We start from the raw sequence: 14,700 nt of genomic DNA on the forward strand, positions 1-14,700 counted from the left end.
CCGCGGAAGGGCGGCCCGGCCCCCGGCACCGCCCCCGGCCTTCAGTCCCTGAGCAGGTCCGGCACCCCGGCCGCGTCCGGGTCGTCCCGCTCGCCCGACAGCACCGTCAGCCGCTGCGTGGCCCGCGTCAGCGCCACGTACAGCACCCGCAGCCCCGCCGGGGACTCGTCCGCGATCTCGGCGGGCGTGACGACGACGGTGGCGTCGTACTCCAGGCCCTTGGCCTCCAGGCTGCCCAGCACCACGACCCGGCTCCCGTGCCCGGCCAGCCAGCGCCGGGCCTCCGCGCGGCGGCCCATCGGCACGACCACGCCCACCGTGCCGTCCACGTCGTCGAGGAGGCGCTGCGCCTCCTCCCGCACGGACGCCCCCAGGTCGCCCTGGGCCACCGCGAACCGCGGCACGACGCCCGTGGAGCGGACGGCCGCCGGGGACTCCATGCCGGGCATCGCCAGGGCCAGCACCCTGGCCGCCAGCTCGGCGATCTCCGCGGGGTTGCGGTAGTTCACCGTGAGCCGGAAGCGGCGGCGCGGGCGGGCGCCCAGCGCCTCGTCCCGGGCGGCGCCCGCCTCGTCCGGGTCGGACCAGGAGGACTGCGCCGGGTCGCCGACGATCGTCCAGGTGGCGGTGCGGCCCCTGCGGCCCACCATCCGCCACTGCATGGGCGTCAGGTCCTGCGCCTCGTCGACGATGACGTGCGCGTAGTCCCGGCGCTCCTGCGCCAGCCGCTCGGCCCGCTCCCGGCGGCTCTCGGAGCGGGTGGGCATCAGCTCCTCCAGGCCCGTCAGCTGGTCGAGGGGGTCCAGCTCCCGCGGCTGCTTCGGGCGCGCCGGGGCGCCGAGCAGCGTCTCCAGCTCGTCCAGCAGCGCCACGTCGTGCACGGACAGCGGGCCCTTCCCGCGGGCGTCGAGACGCCGCAGGGAGCGGGCCAGCTGCCGGACCTCGCGCGGGTTGAGCACCCGGCGCGCCCAGCGCGAGAGCCGCCGCTCGTCGGCCATCGCGGCCAGCACCCCGCGCGGGGTGAGCTCGGGCCACCAGGCGGCGAGGAACTCCAGGAAGACGTCCTCGGTCGAGACGTCCTCGTCGAACGCCTGGCGCGCCTCCGCGGCCAGCTCCGGGTCCGTGTAGCGCTTGGGGCCGCCGGCCCGGGACCACAGGGCGTCCAGGATCAGCCTGCGGGCGCGCGGGCGCAGCAGGTTGATCGGCGCGGTGCCGCCCAGGGCGGTGTTGCGGATGCGCTTGAGGTCCTCGGGGCCCAGCTCCAGCCGGGCGCCGAAGGCGACCACGCGCAGCCGGTCCGGCGGGCCGGGGGCGGCGGCCGGCTCGGGGTCGCCCAGCGCGAGCTGCCCGCCGGGCGCGGCCGCCGGCCCCGCCGGGGTGTCCAGCGCCCCCCGCGCGGCCTTGCGCAGCACCGGGAGCATCCGCGAGGAACCCTTGATCCGGGCGACGGCCGGCTCGTCATAGGTGTCCGCCTCCGCGCCGTCCACCAGCGAGCCGACCGCGCGGATCGCGACCTGCCCCTCCTCGCCCAGCGAGGGCAGCACGCCCTCGGTGTAGGCGACGAGCAGCGGCGTGGGCGAGACGACGAGGATGCCGCCCGCGTAGCGGCGGCGGTCCTGGTAGAGCAGGTAGGCGGCGCGGTGCAGGGCGACGGCGGTCTTGCCGGTGCCCGGGCCGCCCTCGACCTCCGTCACCGAGGCCGCGGGGGCCCGGATGACCATGTCCTGCTCGGCCTGGATGGAGGAGACGATGTCGCGCATCGTGTGGCTGCGGGCCTGCCCGAGGGCGGCCATCAGCGCGCCGTCACCGACCACCGGCAGGGTCTCGCCCCGCAGCGTGGCCGTCAGCTCCGGGCGCAGCAGGTCGTCCTCGACCCCGAGCACCCTGCGCCCCTTGGAGCGGATCACCCGGCGGCGCACGACCCGGCCGGGCGCCACCGGCGTGGACCGGTAGAAGGGCGCGGCGGCGGGTGCCCGCCAGTCGATGACGAGCGGCGAGTAGTCGGCGTCCAGGACGCCGATCCGGCCGATGTGGAGCGTCTCGGCGATCTCGGCCCGGTCCTCGCGCACGGCGTCGTCGGCGGGCTCGACGGAGGTGTACGCGCCGTCCGGGCCCTTCTTGCCGTCCTTGCCGAGCAGCAGGTCGATCCGCCCGAAGAGGAAGTCCTCGAACTCGCTGTTGAGCCGGTTGAGGTGCACGCCGGCGCGGAACACCTGGGCGTCCCGCTCGGCGAGCGCGCCCGGCGTGCCGACCTGGCCGCGTTTGGCGGCGTCGTCCATGAGGAATTCGGCCTCGTGGATCTTCTCCTCGAGGCGCCGGTACACCCGGTCCAGATGCTGTTGTTCGGTACCGATCTCACGGTCGCGGACCCCGTCGGGTTCCGTCGCCGGTCCTGTCGCCACCTGCGCGTCCGTGGCGTTCTGCGCGGCCACCCAAGCCCCCTTCTGCTGTGCCTAGGGCAGCCGTCAACCGTACGCGAACAGAGGTACCGAGCGCACCTGTCATGACATGACCGTTTTACTACGACTGGAGGTGCGGTGCCCGGCCCGCCACCGGGGCACCTCCGGCCGCTCCCGGGGTCACGCGCTCGCTCTCACACGGGGACGGACGCCAGCCGCTTCCCGTCGAGGGTGCGCACCTCGAAGTGGTCGATGTCCTTCCGGTTGAGCGCGGCGCCTCCGTGGGTGTAGAGCGGCTCCTTGTTCCACTTGTCGCCGCCCTTGCCCGCCGCGTTCTTCAGCCCGTAGCCCCCCGGCGGGACGGCCCAGGTGGTGACGGTCTGCTCCTCGCCGCCGCGCCCCACGGCCACCAGGGCGCAGGACCGCGGGCCCCGGACGTTGCCCAGCTTGAGGGCCACGTGGGTGCCCCACGGCTTCTCCTGGAGGGACACCGTCGCGTCCACCCCGGTGGCCGGGTCGACGGCGCCGATCTTCTCGCCCTCCTCGTACATCTCCTTGGCCGCGCTCACCGTGCTGTGGCTCGGCGCGTCCTCGGACAGCAGGGCGGCACCCGCCAGGGGCCCGGCGACGATCAGGGCGGCGGCCGCGGCGGCGAGGCAGAGCCGGCGGGTGCGGTGCGCCCGGCGGGTGGCGGAGACCTCGCCGAGGAGCCGGTCCAGGAGCACGGGGTCCGGCCGTGCGGCGAGCACCCCCGGGTCGGGGGTGGCCTCCTTGAACTCGGCGAGGAGCGGGGGCATGTCCATCAGGCCGTCCAGCTCGGCACCGCACTGCTCGCAGCCGGCGAGGTGCTCCTCGAAACGTTCCGTCTCCGCGTCGTCCAGGACGCCGAGCACGTACGCGCCCACGTCCGTGTGCCGCGCCGGCCCCGTCATGCCGTCACTCCCCGTTCTTCGAGCGAGAGCTTCATCGAGCGCAGCGCGTAGAAGACCCGGGACCGTACGGTCCCGGCCGGTACGCCCAGCGCCTCGGCCGCCTCGCTCACCGTGCGTCCTTTGAAGTAGGTCTCTATCAACGCCTCTCGATGGGCCTCGGACAGGTCACCCAGCGCGTCGGAAATGGTCATCAGGCGCAGCGCCCGGTCGATCTCGTCGGCCGCCGGAATGAGCTCCAGCGGCCCCGGGTCGACCTCCCGGGGGCGGGCCTGGCGGCTGCGGTGGCCGTCGATGACGATGCGCCGGGCGACGGTCACCAGCCAGGGCCGCACCGAGCCCGGGGAGCCGCGCAGCCGGTCGGCGTTGCGCCAGGCGCGCAGCAGGGTTTCCTGGACGACGTCCTCCGCCCGCTGACGGTCGCCCGACACCTGCCGGAGCACGAACGCGAGGAGCGGGCCCGCGTGTTCGTCGTAGAGGGCACGCATCAGCTCCTCGTCCGGACTCGTTCTGTCAGCCACGGCGGCATCCTTGCGCACAGTCATCCCCCCGGTCGATAGCGCACGTTGACGGTTGTGCGGACGGCCGCCCCGCCCGCCTGAGTGGTCGGTGGCCGCTGTCCCGGTCTCCCCTGCGCCCGCGGGGCGTCCGCGGGCAGCGGGCCTGCGCCTGGGGGTACGGGCGGGAGGTCCGCGGCGTTCAGCCCGGCCTCTCTTTTCCGGCCGGGTGCGGCGGTCCGGCCGGTCGGAAAAGCGAATCATGGGGGTTTCGGACGCTACGGACTCCGCCCCCGCAAAGGCCCTGCGCCCCCTGCTCATCGACCGGCCGGGTGACCGCCCCGCTCCTCAGCCGCGGGCACCGACCGTGCGGCGCCGGTGCCGGGCCACGCGCTCGCGGTTGCCGCAGACCTCGCTGGAGCACCAGCGGCGCCTGCGGCCCCGCGAGGTGTCGAGGTAGACCAGCGAGCAGGTCTCGCCCTCGCACCGGCGCAGCTGGCCGCGGGCCACGGGGTCGGTGAGCAGCTCCACCGCGTCCCGGGCGAGCCGGCCGATGAGCGCGCCGCAGTCGGGGGTGCCGGCGACGGCACGGATCAGGGTGCCGTCGGCCGTCCGCACGGCCCGTGGCGCGGGGGGTGCCGTGGCCGCGAGGGCGTTGAGCCGCTCCAGATCGGGGTCGGCCGCCCGGCCGTCGACCTCCGCGTGGACGACGCGGTGCAGCAGGTCGCGGGCCGCGTGGAAGCGCCCGAGCCACGCGGTGTCCACCGCGTCGAGCGGGGTGCCGGAGGGCACGGCCCCGGCCCCGACGAGCCAGGCCCGCAGCCGCTCGGGGGTGCCGAGGCGCTCGACCGGCTCCTCGCTGAACCGCCCGCCGACCGTGGCCACCAGGTCCAGGCAGAGCCGCCCGGCATCGAATCGCAGGTCATAGGAGGCCGTCGCCGCCATGCGCCTGTCACCTTTCCCCTGTCGCCCTACGGGTGTCGCATTTCCGCGGGATTGCCCCTGTGGGTGCCGTCATCTCCAGGGTGCCCCGCCGGACGGGCACCTGTAACCCCCGGATTCACGGGAGTCGCGAACGGGTGGTGCCCGGCGGGGGCGTGGCACCGCCGCCCACGCGCATCGCGGCCTCGTCCGCGGCCGGCAGCCACGCCCCGGGCGGGCGCTCCCGCCAGCCGTGCCGCGCGGCCAGCTCCGCGGCCGCCGCGCGCAGCGCGTCCAGCCCCGGGTGGCGCAGGCCCCGGCGCCACACCAGCGAGACGGGCGACAGCGGGACGGGGTCGGTCAGCGGGCGCAGCACCATGCCCGGCACGTCGAGGAACTCGGCACTCGCCAGCACCGACCAGCCCCGCTTGCGGATGACGCGGACGAACTCCTCCTCGCCCTCGATCTCCGGGAAGGGCGCGGCGACGGCGATGTCCCGCCCCTCGAAGAGCCGTTCGGCGAGGTCGGTCCACTCCGCGGTCGCGGGGTTGCCCGCGGCCGCGTACAGGGTCTCCCCGGCGAGCGCGGCCACCGGCACCTCCGGCAGGGCCGCCAGCCGGTGCCCGGCCGGCAGGAGGACGGCCATCGGCTCGTACCGCACGGGCAGGTGGTCCAGGGCGGCCCGGACGGCCGGGGTGAGCCCGGCGACGCGGCCGAAGGAGACGTCCAGCCGCCCGGCCAGGATCTCCGCGGCCGCCCCGGTGAGCCCGGTGTGGAAGCGGGCCACCAGCTCGCAGTCGGCCGCCGCCTCCCGGGCGGCCGTCAGCACCCGGTGCGCGGTGCCGGCCCGCGCGCCGACGTCCACGAGCAGGGGGCGTTCCTCGCGGCCCCAGGCCGCCGTGAGTTGGTCGTGGGCGGCCAGCACGCGCCGGGCGTACGGCAGGAGCCGCGCACCCTCCGGGGTGAGGGCGACCTGCCGGGTGGTCCGGGTGAACAGCTGGGCGCCCAGGCGCACTTCGAGGCGCCGGATGTCCCGGCTGAGGGCCTGCTGGGCGAGGTGGAGGCGGGCGGCGGCTCGGGTGAAGTGGAGCTCCTCGGCGACGGCGGCGAAGGCTCGCAGCAGGCGCGGCTCTATGTCGTGCGGCACGTCCGGCAGTTAACAACACAGGTGCGTCAATGGCCAGTGATCAGGTGTTGGACCGCGACGGGCGGGCGCGGCGAGAGTGGGCCCATGCCGCATTCGCCCTCTTCGCCCACGCCGCTCCTCGCCGTCAGCGGCGCGACCCTCGTCGTCCTGTCCACCGCTCCCGCCCCACGGCCGCGCACCGGCCCGCTCACCCGGCTGGCGCGGGCCCTCGCGAGCCGGCGCCCCGCGCCGCGGCCCGCCGCCTGATCAGCAGCACCCCGGCCCCGGCCGTGAGGGCCGCGCCACCCGCTCCCGCGGCGACGACCGGCCCCGTGGGGCCGCCGCCCTCCGGCGCGGCGGCGGACGAGCCGGTGACCTGGAGGTGGCCGGTCCTCTCCACCCGGCCGCGGTGGCTGACCACGGTGACGGGGTAGCGGCCCGCCTCCAGACCGCGCCGGACGCGGGCCGGGCCGAAGTACCGCGGGTCGTCGCCGTCCCCGGCCTTGCTGACGTCACGCCGGAGCCGGACCGGGTGTTCGAAGGCCGGGGAGGTGGCCGTCAGCCGCTCCTCCTCACCCGGATCGGGGGCCTTGTCCCGCCACAGCACGTTGACGCGCCCACCGGCCGGAACCCGGTGGGCGGGACGGGCCGCACCGGGCCCGTCGGAGCGGCCGAAGAACGCGGGACCGCTCGCCCTGCCCAGGTAGTCGGGGTCACCGGGGCGGGCCGCCCGGACCACGAACGGCCGCTCCTTCACCGTGCGCCCGTCGGCGCCGGTGAGCGCCGCCTTGTACGTGCCGTCCTTCAGGGCGGGGGGCAGCGCCACGACCGCCGAGAAGAGCCGGGGGTTGTTCCAGTCGGCGCCCTCCGGGTCGTGGGCCAGCCGCACCGGCGCGCTGAAGGCCGGGGAGCGCACGGTGAAGGACGTGCCGGTCTCGCCCGGGTACAGGTCGTCGTAGGACATCCGCAGCCGCTCCCCCGGGCGCAGCACCTCCTGCGGGGAGGCCACCGTGAATGCCGGCCGCTGTGCCGCGACGACCTCCACCCGCTCCTCGGCGACGACCTTGCCGCCGGCCTCGGCGATCAGCGGGTACGAGCCCGGCTCCACGCCCGGGGCGACGGCCGGACGGGCGTGGTGGCCGCGCTCCGGGACCGGCTTCTCGTGCGCGTAGGGAGCGAGCCGGACGCGGCCGGGGAAGACGGGCGAGGAGACGGTCACCTCGTCCTCGGCGCGGACGCCCCGGAGGTCGATGTCGATCAGTGCGCCGGGGCGGGCGCCGGTGGCGGCGTTGAGCAGCAGGTGTGCCCCGCCCGGCCCGTCGTCGGCCACCGCCGCCCCGGCCGAAGACCACAGCAGCAGCCCCACGGCCACCACCGCCCGAGTCCGGATCACCGCGTACCCCCTTGGTCGGCTGCCCGTCCGCCACTGGAGAAGAGGGCCGCTCCGCGGTGCCGGTTGCCGCGGAGGGGGAGGCAAACGGCGAAGGCCCCACCGCCTGACGGCGGTGGGGCCTTCGCCTCACATGGGATGAAGTGGAGATGGCGGGAATCGAACCCGCGTCCAACGGTGCAGAATCAGGGCTTCTCCGTGTGCAGTTCGCTGCGCTTTTCTCGGCCCCGGTGATCACGCGAACAAGTCTCCGACGGGCCCAGCCACTGTTTGATTTCCCGCCGACCCCCGTGGCCGGGATCGGCGGTTTAGTCCCCTCAATGATGCCAGGATCCGGGTCGGGAACACTCCCGGGCTGACACTTCGCTAAGTCGCTACTTAGGCAGCGAGGGCGAAGGAATCGCGCTTGGTGTTGGCGATTATTGGTTGCGACATATGGTTTACGAGATCATTGCCGCTTCCTCGACACGCTTCCCCTGCTTCGACATCCGCTGTCGAAACCGATCATCCCCATGTTGATTTTTCAAAGTGCACACCCGGCACCACCCGGTGGTGTGTGTAGCCATCGTACGTGACCAACGTACGACGGTGCCAGCGTATTCCCTCCGGGGAGGGAGCGGCCGCTACGGACGCTGCTGGGCCCGCTGCCTGCGGCGCGCGGCCGCGATCGCGCGGTTCGACTCGCGGGTGTCCTGCTTCTCGCGCAGCGTCTGCCGCTTGTCGTACTCCTTCTTGCCCTTGGCCAGGGCGATCTCGACCTTGGCCCGGCCCTCCTTGAAGTAGATCGCCAGCGGCACGATCGTGTGGCCCGTCTCCTGCGACTTGGAGTCGAGCTTGTCGATCTCGGCGCGGTGCAGCAGCAGCTTGCGCTTGCGGCGCGCGCTGTGGTTCGTCCACGTCCCCTGGGCGTATTCGGGGATGTGGGCGTTGTGCAGCCACGCCTCACCGCCGTCGATCTGCACGAAGCCGTCCACCAGCGAGGAGCGGCCCTGGCGCAGCGACTTGACCTCGGTGCCCGTCAGGACCATGCCGCACTCGTAGGTGTCCAGAATGTGGTAATCGTGGCGCGCCTTCTTGTTCTGCGCGACCAGCTTGCGACTCGTGGACTCTTTCTGTTTAGCCATAGCGCGGTCATTCTCGCACTACGACCCACCCCCGAGGCCACTCAATACATTGCGGGCCCGCCCCTCGGCATCGCCGCGTACGACCACGTCGGGGGTGATGCCCCGGCCGTCGACCGCACGCCCGGCCGGGGTGCGGTAATGGCCGACGGTCAGCTCGGCGACCGAGCCGTCCGCGAGGCGGCGGGGCATCTGCACGGACCCCTTGCCGAAGGTCCGGGCACCGACGACGACCGCCCGGCCCCGGTCCTGAAGCGCGCCCGCGAGGAGCTCGGCGGCGCTCATCGTGCCGCCGTCGACCAGGACGACCAGCGGGCGCCCGGTCGCACGGCCGGGCCGGGCCTCCAGGGAGCGCTGTCCGCCGTGCACGTCATAGGTGGCGACGAGACCGCCGTCGAGGAAGGCGGAGGCCGCGGTGACGGCCTCGTCGACGAGGCCGCCGGAATTCCCGCGCAGGTCCAGCAGGATGCCTTCGCTGCGCGCCGCGCTCCGGGTGGCGCGCAGGACCCGCTCGCCGCTGCCCCGGGTGAAGGAGTCGACCTTGATCCGGGTGGCCGCCGGCCCGTCGGCCTCCACCTCGCCGAGGCGCCGGACCGCGACGCTCTGCGTGGTCAGCCGCTCCCGGTACAGCGTCCGGTGCCACGCCCGCCCGGCCCGCTCCAGGCCGATCCGCACGGGCGTGCCGGCCGCCGCGGCGCCCGGCGCGGTCCAGGACTGCCGGCCGACGTGGCCGCCGGCCCCGGCGTCGCCGCGCAGCCGGGCGACGACCTCGGTGACGGGGCAGCCGTCCGCCTCCGTGCCGTCGACGGTGCGGATCCGGTCCCCGGGGTGGATGCCCGCCCGCTCGGCGGGGCTGCCGGGCCGGACGGCGTCGACCTCCGTCCGGCCGCCGCTGCCGCGCCGCGCGGAGAGCCCGACGCCGATGTAGGAACCGGCGAGGGCCCGCTCGAAGCCCTCGTACTCGGGGGCGGTGTAGACGGTGCTCCAGCGGTCGCCGCTGCGGCCGAGGACCTCGGCGGCCGCCTCCGCGCCGGACTTGCCGTCCTGCACGGCCTCCGCCGCCGCCGACTCCACGGCGCGGTGGTCCGGGGGCCCGGGGACGCCGTCCCCCGGCCCGGCGGGTCTGGCGGCCGTACGGGAGGGCGCGCGGCCCTCCGCCGCCGCCCCGCCGTCCGCCCCCCAGGTGCCCGCCGCCGCGCCCGTCGCCAGCACGCCCGCGAGGACCAGGGTCAGGGCGGCACCGCGCCGGGCGCGGCGCTGCGGAAAGAACATCGACGGGCCGGGCATGCGCGTGAGTCTAGGACACAAGGAGGCGCCGTACGGGGAGTTGACCGTACGGCGCCTCGGGCGCATGTCAGACCTTGAGATACTTCCGCAGGGCCGCGAAGGCGGCCAGAGCGGGCATCAGCAGACCGATGGCGAGCACCAGCGGCAGCTTGGCCACCACCGCGTCCCAGCCGATGAACTGGATGACGTCGATGTGGTGCACCAGCCAGTTGTTCACCAGGAAGTACTGCCCGCAGACCAGCAGGACGCAGGCGAATCCCGCACCGAGCAGCCCCGCGAAGGCGGCCTCCATGATGAACGGGATCTGGATGTAGAAGCTGGACGCGCCGACCAGCCGCATGATCCCGGTCTCCCGGCGGCGGCTGAACGCCGACACCCGGACGGTGTTGACGATCAGCATCAGCGCCACGACGAGCATCAGGCCCATCACGCCGAGCGCCGCGTAGTTCATGCCGTTGAGCAAATTGAAGAGGTTCGACAGCACGTTCTTCTGGTCCTGCACCATCTGGACGCCGGGGCGCTGGGAGAAGGCGCTGGAGATGACCGCGAACTTGGCGGGGTCCTTCAGCTTGACCCGGAAGGATTCCTGCATCTGGTCCGCGGTCAGGGAGCTGGCGATCGGCGAGCTCTTGCCGAACTGCTCCTTGTAGTGTTTGAACGCCTCATCGGCCGTCTCGAACTGGACGCTCTGGACGAGCCCCTGCATCTTTTCGAGGTCGGCGCGGATCTCCTTCTTCTGATCCTCCGTCGCCGCTCCCTTGGCGCAGGAGGGGAAGGACTCGGCGTCGGTCTTGTTGCAGAGGAAGATCGAGACGTTGACCTTGTCGTACCAGTAGCCCTTCATCGTGCTGACCTGCTCGCGCATGAGCAGTGACCCGCCGAAGAGCGCGAGCGACAGAGCGACGGAGACGATGACGGCGAAAGTCATCGTGAGATTGCGGCGGAGACCGACGCCGATCTCCGACAGGACGAACTGGGCGCGCATGGCGTCCTTTCAGTGCTGGTAGCCGTAGACGCCGCGCGACTGGTCGCGCACGAGACGGCCCTTTTCCAATTCGATGACCCGCTTGCGCATCTGGTCGACGATCTGCTGGTCATGGGTGGCCATGATGACGGTGGTCCCCGTCCGGTTGATCCGGTCCAGCAGCTTCATGATGCCGACGGACGTCTGGGGGTCGAGGTTGCCGGTCGGCTCGTCCGCGATCAGCAGCATCGGGCGGTTGACGAACGCGCGGGCGATGGCCACGCGCTGCTGCTCGCCGCCCGAGAGCTCGCCGGGCATCCGGCTCTCCTTGCCGCCCAGGCCCACCAGCTCCAGGACCTGCGGGACGGCCTTGCGGATCTCGCCGCGCGGCTTGCCGATGACCTCCAGGGCGAAGGCGACGTTCTCGCTGACCGTCTTGTTGGGGAGCAGCCGGAAGTCCTGGAAGACGGTGCCCAGCTGGCGGCGCATCTGCGGCACCTTCCAGTTGGAGAGCCGGGCGAGATCCTTGCCGAGCACGTGGACCTGGCCGACGCTGGCCCGCTCCTCGCGCAGCAGCAGCCTCAGGAAGGTGGATTTGCCCGAGCCGGAGGAGCCCACCAGGAAGACGAACTCGCCCTTCTCGATCTCTAGCGAGACGTCGCGGAGCGCCGGGCGGTTCTGCTTGGGGTAGGACTTGGAGACGTTGTCGAATCGGATCACGAGTGCACCACGCGTCGACCTGGATAGGGGCACGGAACACCGCGCACGCGGCTCCCGTCGGTGTGCGTGACCATACGCGAACGACCCGTGCACGCGCAGTCGGCGTCCGGCCTTGGCGCGTTTGTCACCGGTGGCCCGGGGGACAAAACAAGGACAATTGCCCCGCACCGCCGTTGTCCGCCGACCGGTCGCGCCGAACGGCACGGAAGCTGGCACAGTGGTAGGGGGAACCGCTCGGCTCTCTCAGGCGTTGGACGTACCGGAGGAGGAGATCGCATGACATGCGACCGACTGGTGTGCGCCAACTGCGCGGCCCCCGTCAACGAGGGCCGCTGCCCGGTGTGCCGGGCGAGCCGGGAGCGGCTGCAGCACCAGGAAGGCGTCTTCGCCGGACTGACCCCGGCCACCCTGCTCGCGCTGCTGGTGGCGCTGATAGCGGTGGCCGTAGTCGCACATAACTTCGCCGCGTAATCAGTCGAGCGCGCAGGCATATCGACGGATAGCAGCACAAGGGCCCGGAGCGCTGCAGCGCTCCGGGCCCTTGGCGTGCGGTGTGACGTGCGTGTGCTGTGTGGCGTGGTGCGGGTCAGGCCGCGGTGCCGCGGGCCATCATCCGCGGCAGCAGCCGGAAGCCGATACCGCCCGCGATCATCGTCGCGGCGCCGACCAGCAGGAAGGTCGTCTGCCCGGCGCCGGTCTCGGCCAGCTGCTCCTTGGGCTTGGCCTGCTGCACGGGCTTGGCGTCGCCCGCACTGTCGGTGTCGGTGTGGGAGCAGTTGCCGGCGGTGTCCACTGGGCAGGCGCGGCCGGCGTCGCTGTCGCCGCCCTTGTCGCCGCTGCCGGTGGAGCCGGTGCTGCCGCTGTGGTCGGCACCGCCGCTGCCGCCGGTGGAGCCGCTGCCGCCGGTGGAGCCGGTGCCGGACGTGCCCTCTTCGCCGCCGGTCGAGCCGCCGCCGGTGGTGCTGCCGCCGGACGTGCTGCCGCCACCGGTGCTGCCACCGGAGGTGCCGCTGCCGCCCGTCGAACCGCCGCCGGTCGTGCTGCCGCCGGTGTTACCGCCCGTGTTGCCGCCGATCGTCGTGCCACCGCCGGTTGTCGGCTCACCGGACGTGCCGCCACCCGTGGTGTTTCCACCGCCGGTGTTGCCGCCGCCGGTCGTGCTGCCGCCACCGGTCGTGGGCTGACCCGACGTACCGCCGCCGGTCGTGCTGCCACCGCCGGTCGTGGGCTGGCCCGACGTGCCACCGCCGGTGGTGGGCCCGCTGCTGGTGCCGCCGCCGGTCGGGCCGCCCGTGGAGGTCTCACCGGTGGCGCCACCGCTGGTGGGGCCGCCGGTCGTCGTGTCACCGCCGGTGCCGCCACCGGTGGGGCCACCCGTGGTGGTCGCACCGCCCGTACCGCCGCCGGTCGGGCCTCCGGTCGTCGTCTGGCCGGACGTGCCGCCGCCGGTCGGGCCGCCGGTGGTGGTGTCGCCTCCGGTCGGAGGCTGCGGGATCTCGTTCGGGTCGACGTCGGTGGCGACGCGGGTGACGGTCTTGACCGAACCCGACTCCGTACCGACCCCCGCGACATGGACGCCGGCGGCCGAGGCCGCACCGGCCGCCGTCAACGAAGCGCCCGCGGCAACCACCGCACCGGCGGCTATGCGCGCGACGCGCATCCGCGTCTTCTTGGTCATATGCCTGCTACCCCCAGTAGCCGATCTCGTCATTGGAGCAGCTGTGCACGGGGCGGTGGCGCTCTGGGGATCAGGAGCGGCTCACCGGCCGTTCCGGCCGGGCCGCTCGCCCCCCGCCACACGCACCCCAGTGATTCGCATGCCGCTCGTCACCCTTGCCAGTTTTTGAGGCAGCGTCAAGTGACTTACGTGCGGGACTGTCCGGCTACGCAGGGGTTTGGGGTTACTTCTCCTGCTGCTTGCGCCAGCGGATCCCGGCCTCCAGGAAGCCGTCGATGTCGCCGTCGAGCACGGAGGTGGGGTTGCCGACCTCGAACTCGGTGCGCAGGTCCTTGACCATCTGGTACGGGTGCAGGACGTACGAACGCATCTGGTTGCCCCAGGAGCTTCCGCCGTCACCCTTGAGGGCGTCCATCTTGGCGCGCTCCTCCTGGCGCTGACGCTCAAGGAGCTTGGCCTGGAGGACGTTCATCGCGGTCGCCTTGTTCTGGATCTGCGAGCGCTCGTTCTGACAGGAGACGACGATGCCGGTCGGCAGGTGGGTCAGGCGCACCGCGGAGTCCGTGGTGTTGACGCCCTGACCGCCGGGGCCCGAAGAGCGGTAGACGTCCACGCGCAGGTCGGACTCGTCGATCTCGACGTGGTCGGTCTGCTCGACGACCGGCAGCACCTCGACGCCCGCGAAGGAGGTCTGGCGGCGGCCCTGGTTGTCGAAGGGCGAGATGCGGACGAGGCGGTGGGTGCCCTGCTCGACGGAGAGCGTGCCGTAGGCGTACGGGACCTGCACGGCGAAGGTGGTCGACTTGATGCCGGCCTCTTCCGCGTACGAGGTCTCGTAGATCTCGGTCTTGTAGCCGTGGCGCTCGGCCCATCGGAGGTACATGCGCTGGAGCCGCTCGGCGAAGTCGGAGGCGTCGACGCCGCCGGCCTCGGCGCGGATGTTGACGAGCGCCTCACGAGAGTCGTACTCGCCGGAGAGGAGGGTGCGGACCTCCATCTCGTCGAGCGCCTTGCGGACCGCGGCCAGCTCCGACTCCGCCTCGGCGAGGGTGTCGGCGTCGTCCTCGGCCTCGGCGAGCTCGAAGAGCACCGCGAGGTCGTCGATGCGGCCGCGCAGCGTCTCGGTCTTGCGGAGCTCGGCCTGGAGGTGCGACAGCTGGCTGGTGATCTTCTGCGCCGCGTCGGGGTCGTCCCACAGGGAAGGGGCGGCCGCCTGCTCCTCGAGCACGGCGATGTCAGCCCTCATCTTGTCGAGGTCCAGGACGGCCTCGATCGACCCCATGGTCGAGGAGAGGGACTTCAGCTCTTCGGATACATCAACGACTGCCACGCACCCAGCCTAACGGCTGCGCCGGGCGGCATGCCCCTAAGCGGTGCGCTGATGCGATGGGGGCCCTGCCATTCCGGGTGATACCGGGACTAACCGGGCTGCCGTTGCCGCCTGCGGCGGGGCGCCCTGCGGGCGCGTCCTCAAACTCCCCCGGCTACCGCTGGGAGGTGCCCCCGGACGGGCTGATTCGGCTGAGCTCAGCCGCCGGCCCCGGCCGGGAGCCACTGGGCTTTGGCCGGACTGCAACTGCGGGCCGTCGTTGCCGCCTGCGGCGACGGGCGCCCTGCGGGCGCGTCCTCAATCGCCGGACGGGCTGGTGTGGGCTGAGCTCAGCCCAC

Annotated in this window: 13 protein-coding genes and 1 other RNA gene; 1 reads left to right on the forward strand and 13 read right to left on the reverse strand. The window is 73.3% G+C overall.

Features of this window, described 5'->3' with window-relative positions; all coding sequences use genetic code 11:
• Positions 1 to 41: 41 nt before the first annotated feature.
• The 11 genes from ABZ951_RS11145 to ftsE form a co-directional block, all read right to left on the reverse strand.
• Positions 42 to 2,402, reverse strand: a complete 2,361-nt coding sequence (locus ABZ951_RS11145) for a UvrD-helicase domain-containing protein (protein WP_361279683.1) — start codon at positions 2,400 to 2,402, stop codon at positions 42 to 44.
• A gap of 191 nt (positions 2,403 to 2,593) precedes the next feature.
• Entirely contained in the window at positions 2,594 to 3,331 is a 738-nt protein-coding gene (locus ABZ951_RS11150; RefSeq protein ID WP_344097980.1) for a zf-HC2 domain-containing protein, read from the reverse strand.
• The gene (locus ABZ951_RS11155; RefSeq protein ID WP_344097981.1) at positions 3,328 to 3,873 is read right to left on the reverse strand and encodes a sigma-70 family RNA polymerase sigma factor; all 546 of its coding nucleotides are present in this window, start codon (positions 3,871 to 3,873) and stop codon (positions 3,328 to 3,330) included. Before ABZ951_RS11155 ends, ABZ951_RS11150 begins: the two co-directional genes overlap by 4 nt.
• A 300-nt stretch (positions 3,874 to 4,173) precedes the next feature.
• A complete protein-coding gene (locus ABZ951_RS11160; RefSeq protein WP_344097982.1) occupies positions 4,174 to 4,770 on the reverse strand; it encodes an ABATE domain-containing protein in 597 nt (198 codons plus the stop codon).
• A gap of 115 nt (positions 4,771 to 4,885) precedes the next feature.
• Positions 4,886 to 5,893, reverse strand: a complete 1,008-nt coding sequence (locus ABZ951_RS11165; RefSeq protein WP_344097983.1) for a LysR family transcriptional regulator — start codon at positions 5,891 to 5,893, stop codon at positions 4,886 to 4,888.
• A 187-nt stretch (positions 5,894 to 6,080) separates the two neighbouring features.
• Positions 6,081 to 7,265 (reverse strand): hypothetical protein, encoded by a 1,185-nt coding sequence (locus ABZ951_RS11170; protein ID WP_344097984.1) that lies wholly within the window; start codon positions 7,263 to 7,265, stop codon positions 6,081 to 6,083.
• A 138-nt stretch (positions 7,266 to 7,403) separates the two neighbouring features.
• Positions 7,404 to 7,774: a transfer-messenger RNA gene (gene ssrA, locus ABZ951_RS11175) on the reverse strand.
• A gap of 111 nt (positions 7,775 to 7,885) precedes the next feature.
• On the reverse strand, positions 7,886 to 8,386 hold the full coding sequence (gene smpB / locus ABZ951_RS11180; RefSeq protein WP_344097985.1) for an SsrA-binding protein SmpB: 501 nt from the start codon (positions 8,384 to 8,386) through the stop codon (positions 7,886 to 7,888).
• An 18-nt stretch (positions 8,387 to 8,404) separates the two neighbouring features.
• A complete protein-coding gene (locus tag ABZ951_RS11185; protein WP_361279677.1) occupies positions 8,405 to 9,670 on the reverse strand; it encodes a S41 family peptidase in 1,266 nt (421 codons plus the stop codon).
• A 67-nt stretch (positions 9,671 to 9,737) separates the two neighbouring features.
• On the reverse strand, positions 9,738 to 10,655 hold the full coding sequence (gene ftsX, locus ABZ951_RS11190; RefSeq protein ID WP_344098105.1) for a permease-like cell division protein FtsX: 918 nt from the start codon (positions 10,653 to 10,655) through the stop codon (positions 9,738 to 9,740).
• A gap of 9 nt (positions 10,656 to 10,664) precedes the next feature.
• Entirely contained in the window at positions 10,665 to 11,354 is a 690-nt protein-coding gene (gene ftsE, locus ABZ951_RS11195; RefSeq protein WP_344098104.1) for a cell division ATP-binding protein FtsE, read from the reverse strand.
• 276 nt (positions 11,355 to 11,630) lie between these two features.
• On the opposite strand from ftsE, the gene ABZ951_RS11200 reads away from it, so the two are divergent.
• On the forward strand, positions 11,631 to 11,825 hold the full coding sequence (locus ABZ951_RS11200) for a hypothetical protein (RefSeq protein WP_344098103.1): 195 nt from the start codon (positions 11,631 to 11,633) through the stop codon (positions 11,823 to 11,825).
• Positions 11,826 to 11,940: 115 nt separating this feature from the next.
• Here ABZ951_RS11200 and ABZ951_RS11205 read toward each other — a convergent pair whose 3' ends face one another.
• On the reverse strand, positions 11,941 to 13,032 hold the full coding sequence (locus ABZ951_RS11205) for an LPXTG cell wall anchor domain-containing protein (protein WP_361279680.1): 1,092 nt from the start codon (positions 13,030 to 13,032) through the stop codon (positions 11,941 to 11,943).
• A 223-nt stretch (positions 13,033 to 13,255) separates the two neighbouring features.
• A complete protein-coding gene (gene prfB, locus ABZ951_RS11210; RefSeq protein ID WP_344098101.1) occupies positions 13,256 to 14,362 on the reverse strand; it encodes a peptide chain release factor 2 in 1,107 nt (368 codons plus the stop codon).
• Positions 14,363 to 14,700 lie beyond the last annotated feature (338 nt).

It is taken from the genome of Streptomyces sp. NPDC046215 (assembly GCF_040646215.1).
Taxonomy (GTDB): Bacteria; Actinomycetota; Actinomycetes; order Streptomycetales; family Streptomycetaceae; genus Streptomyces; species Streptomyces stramineus.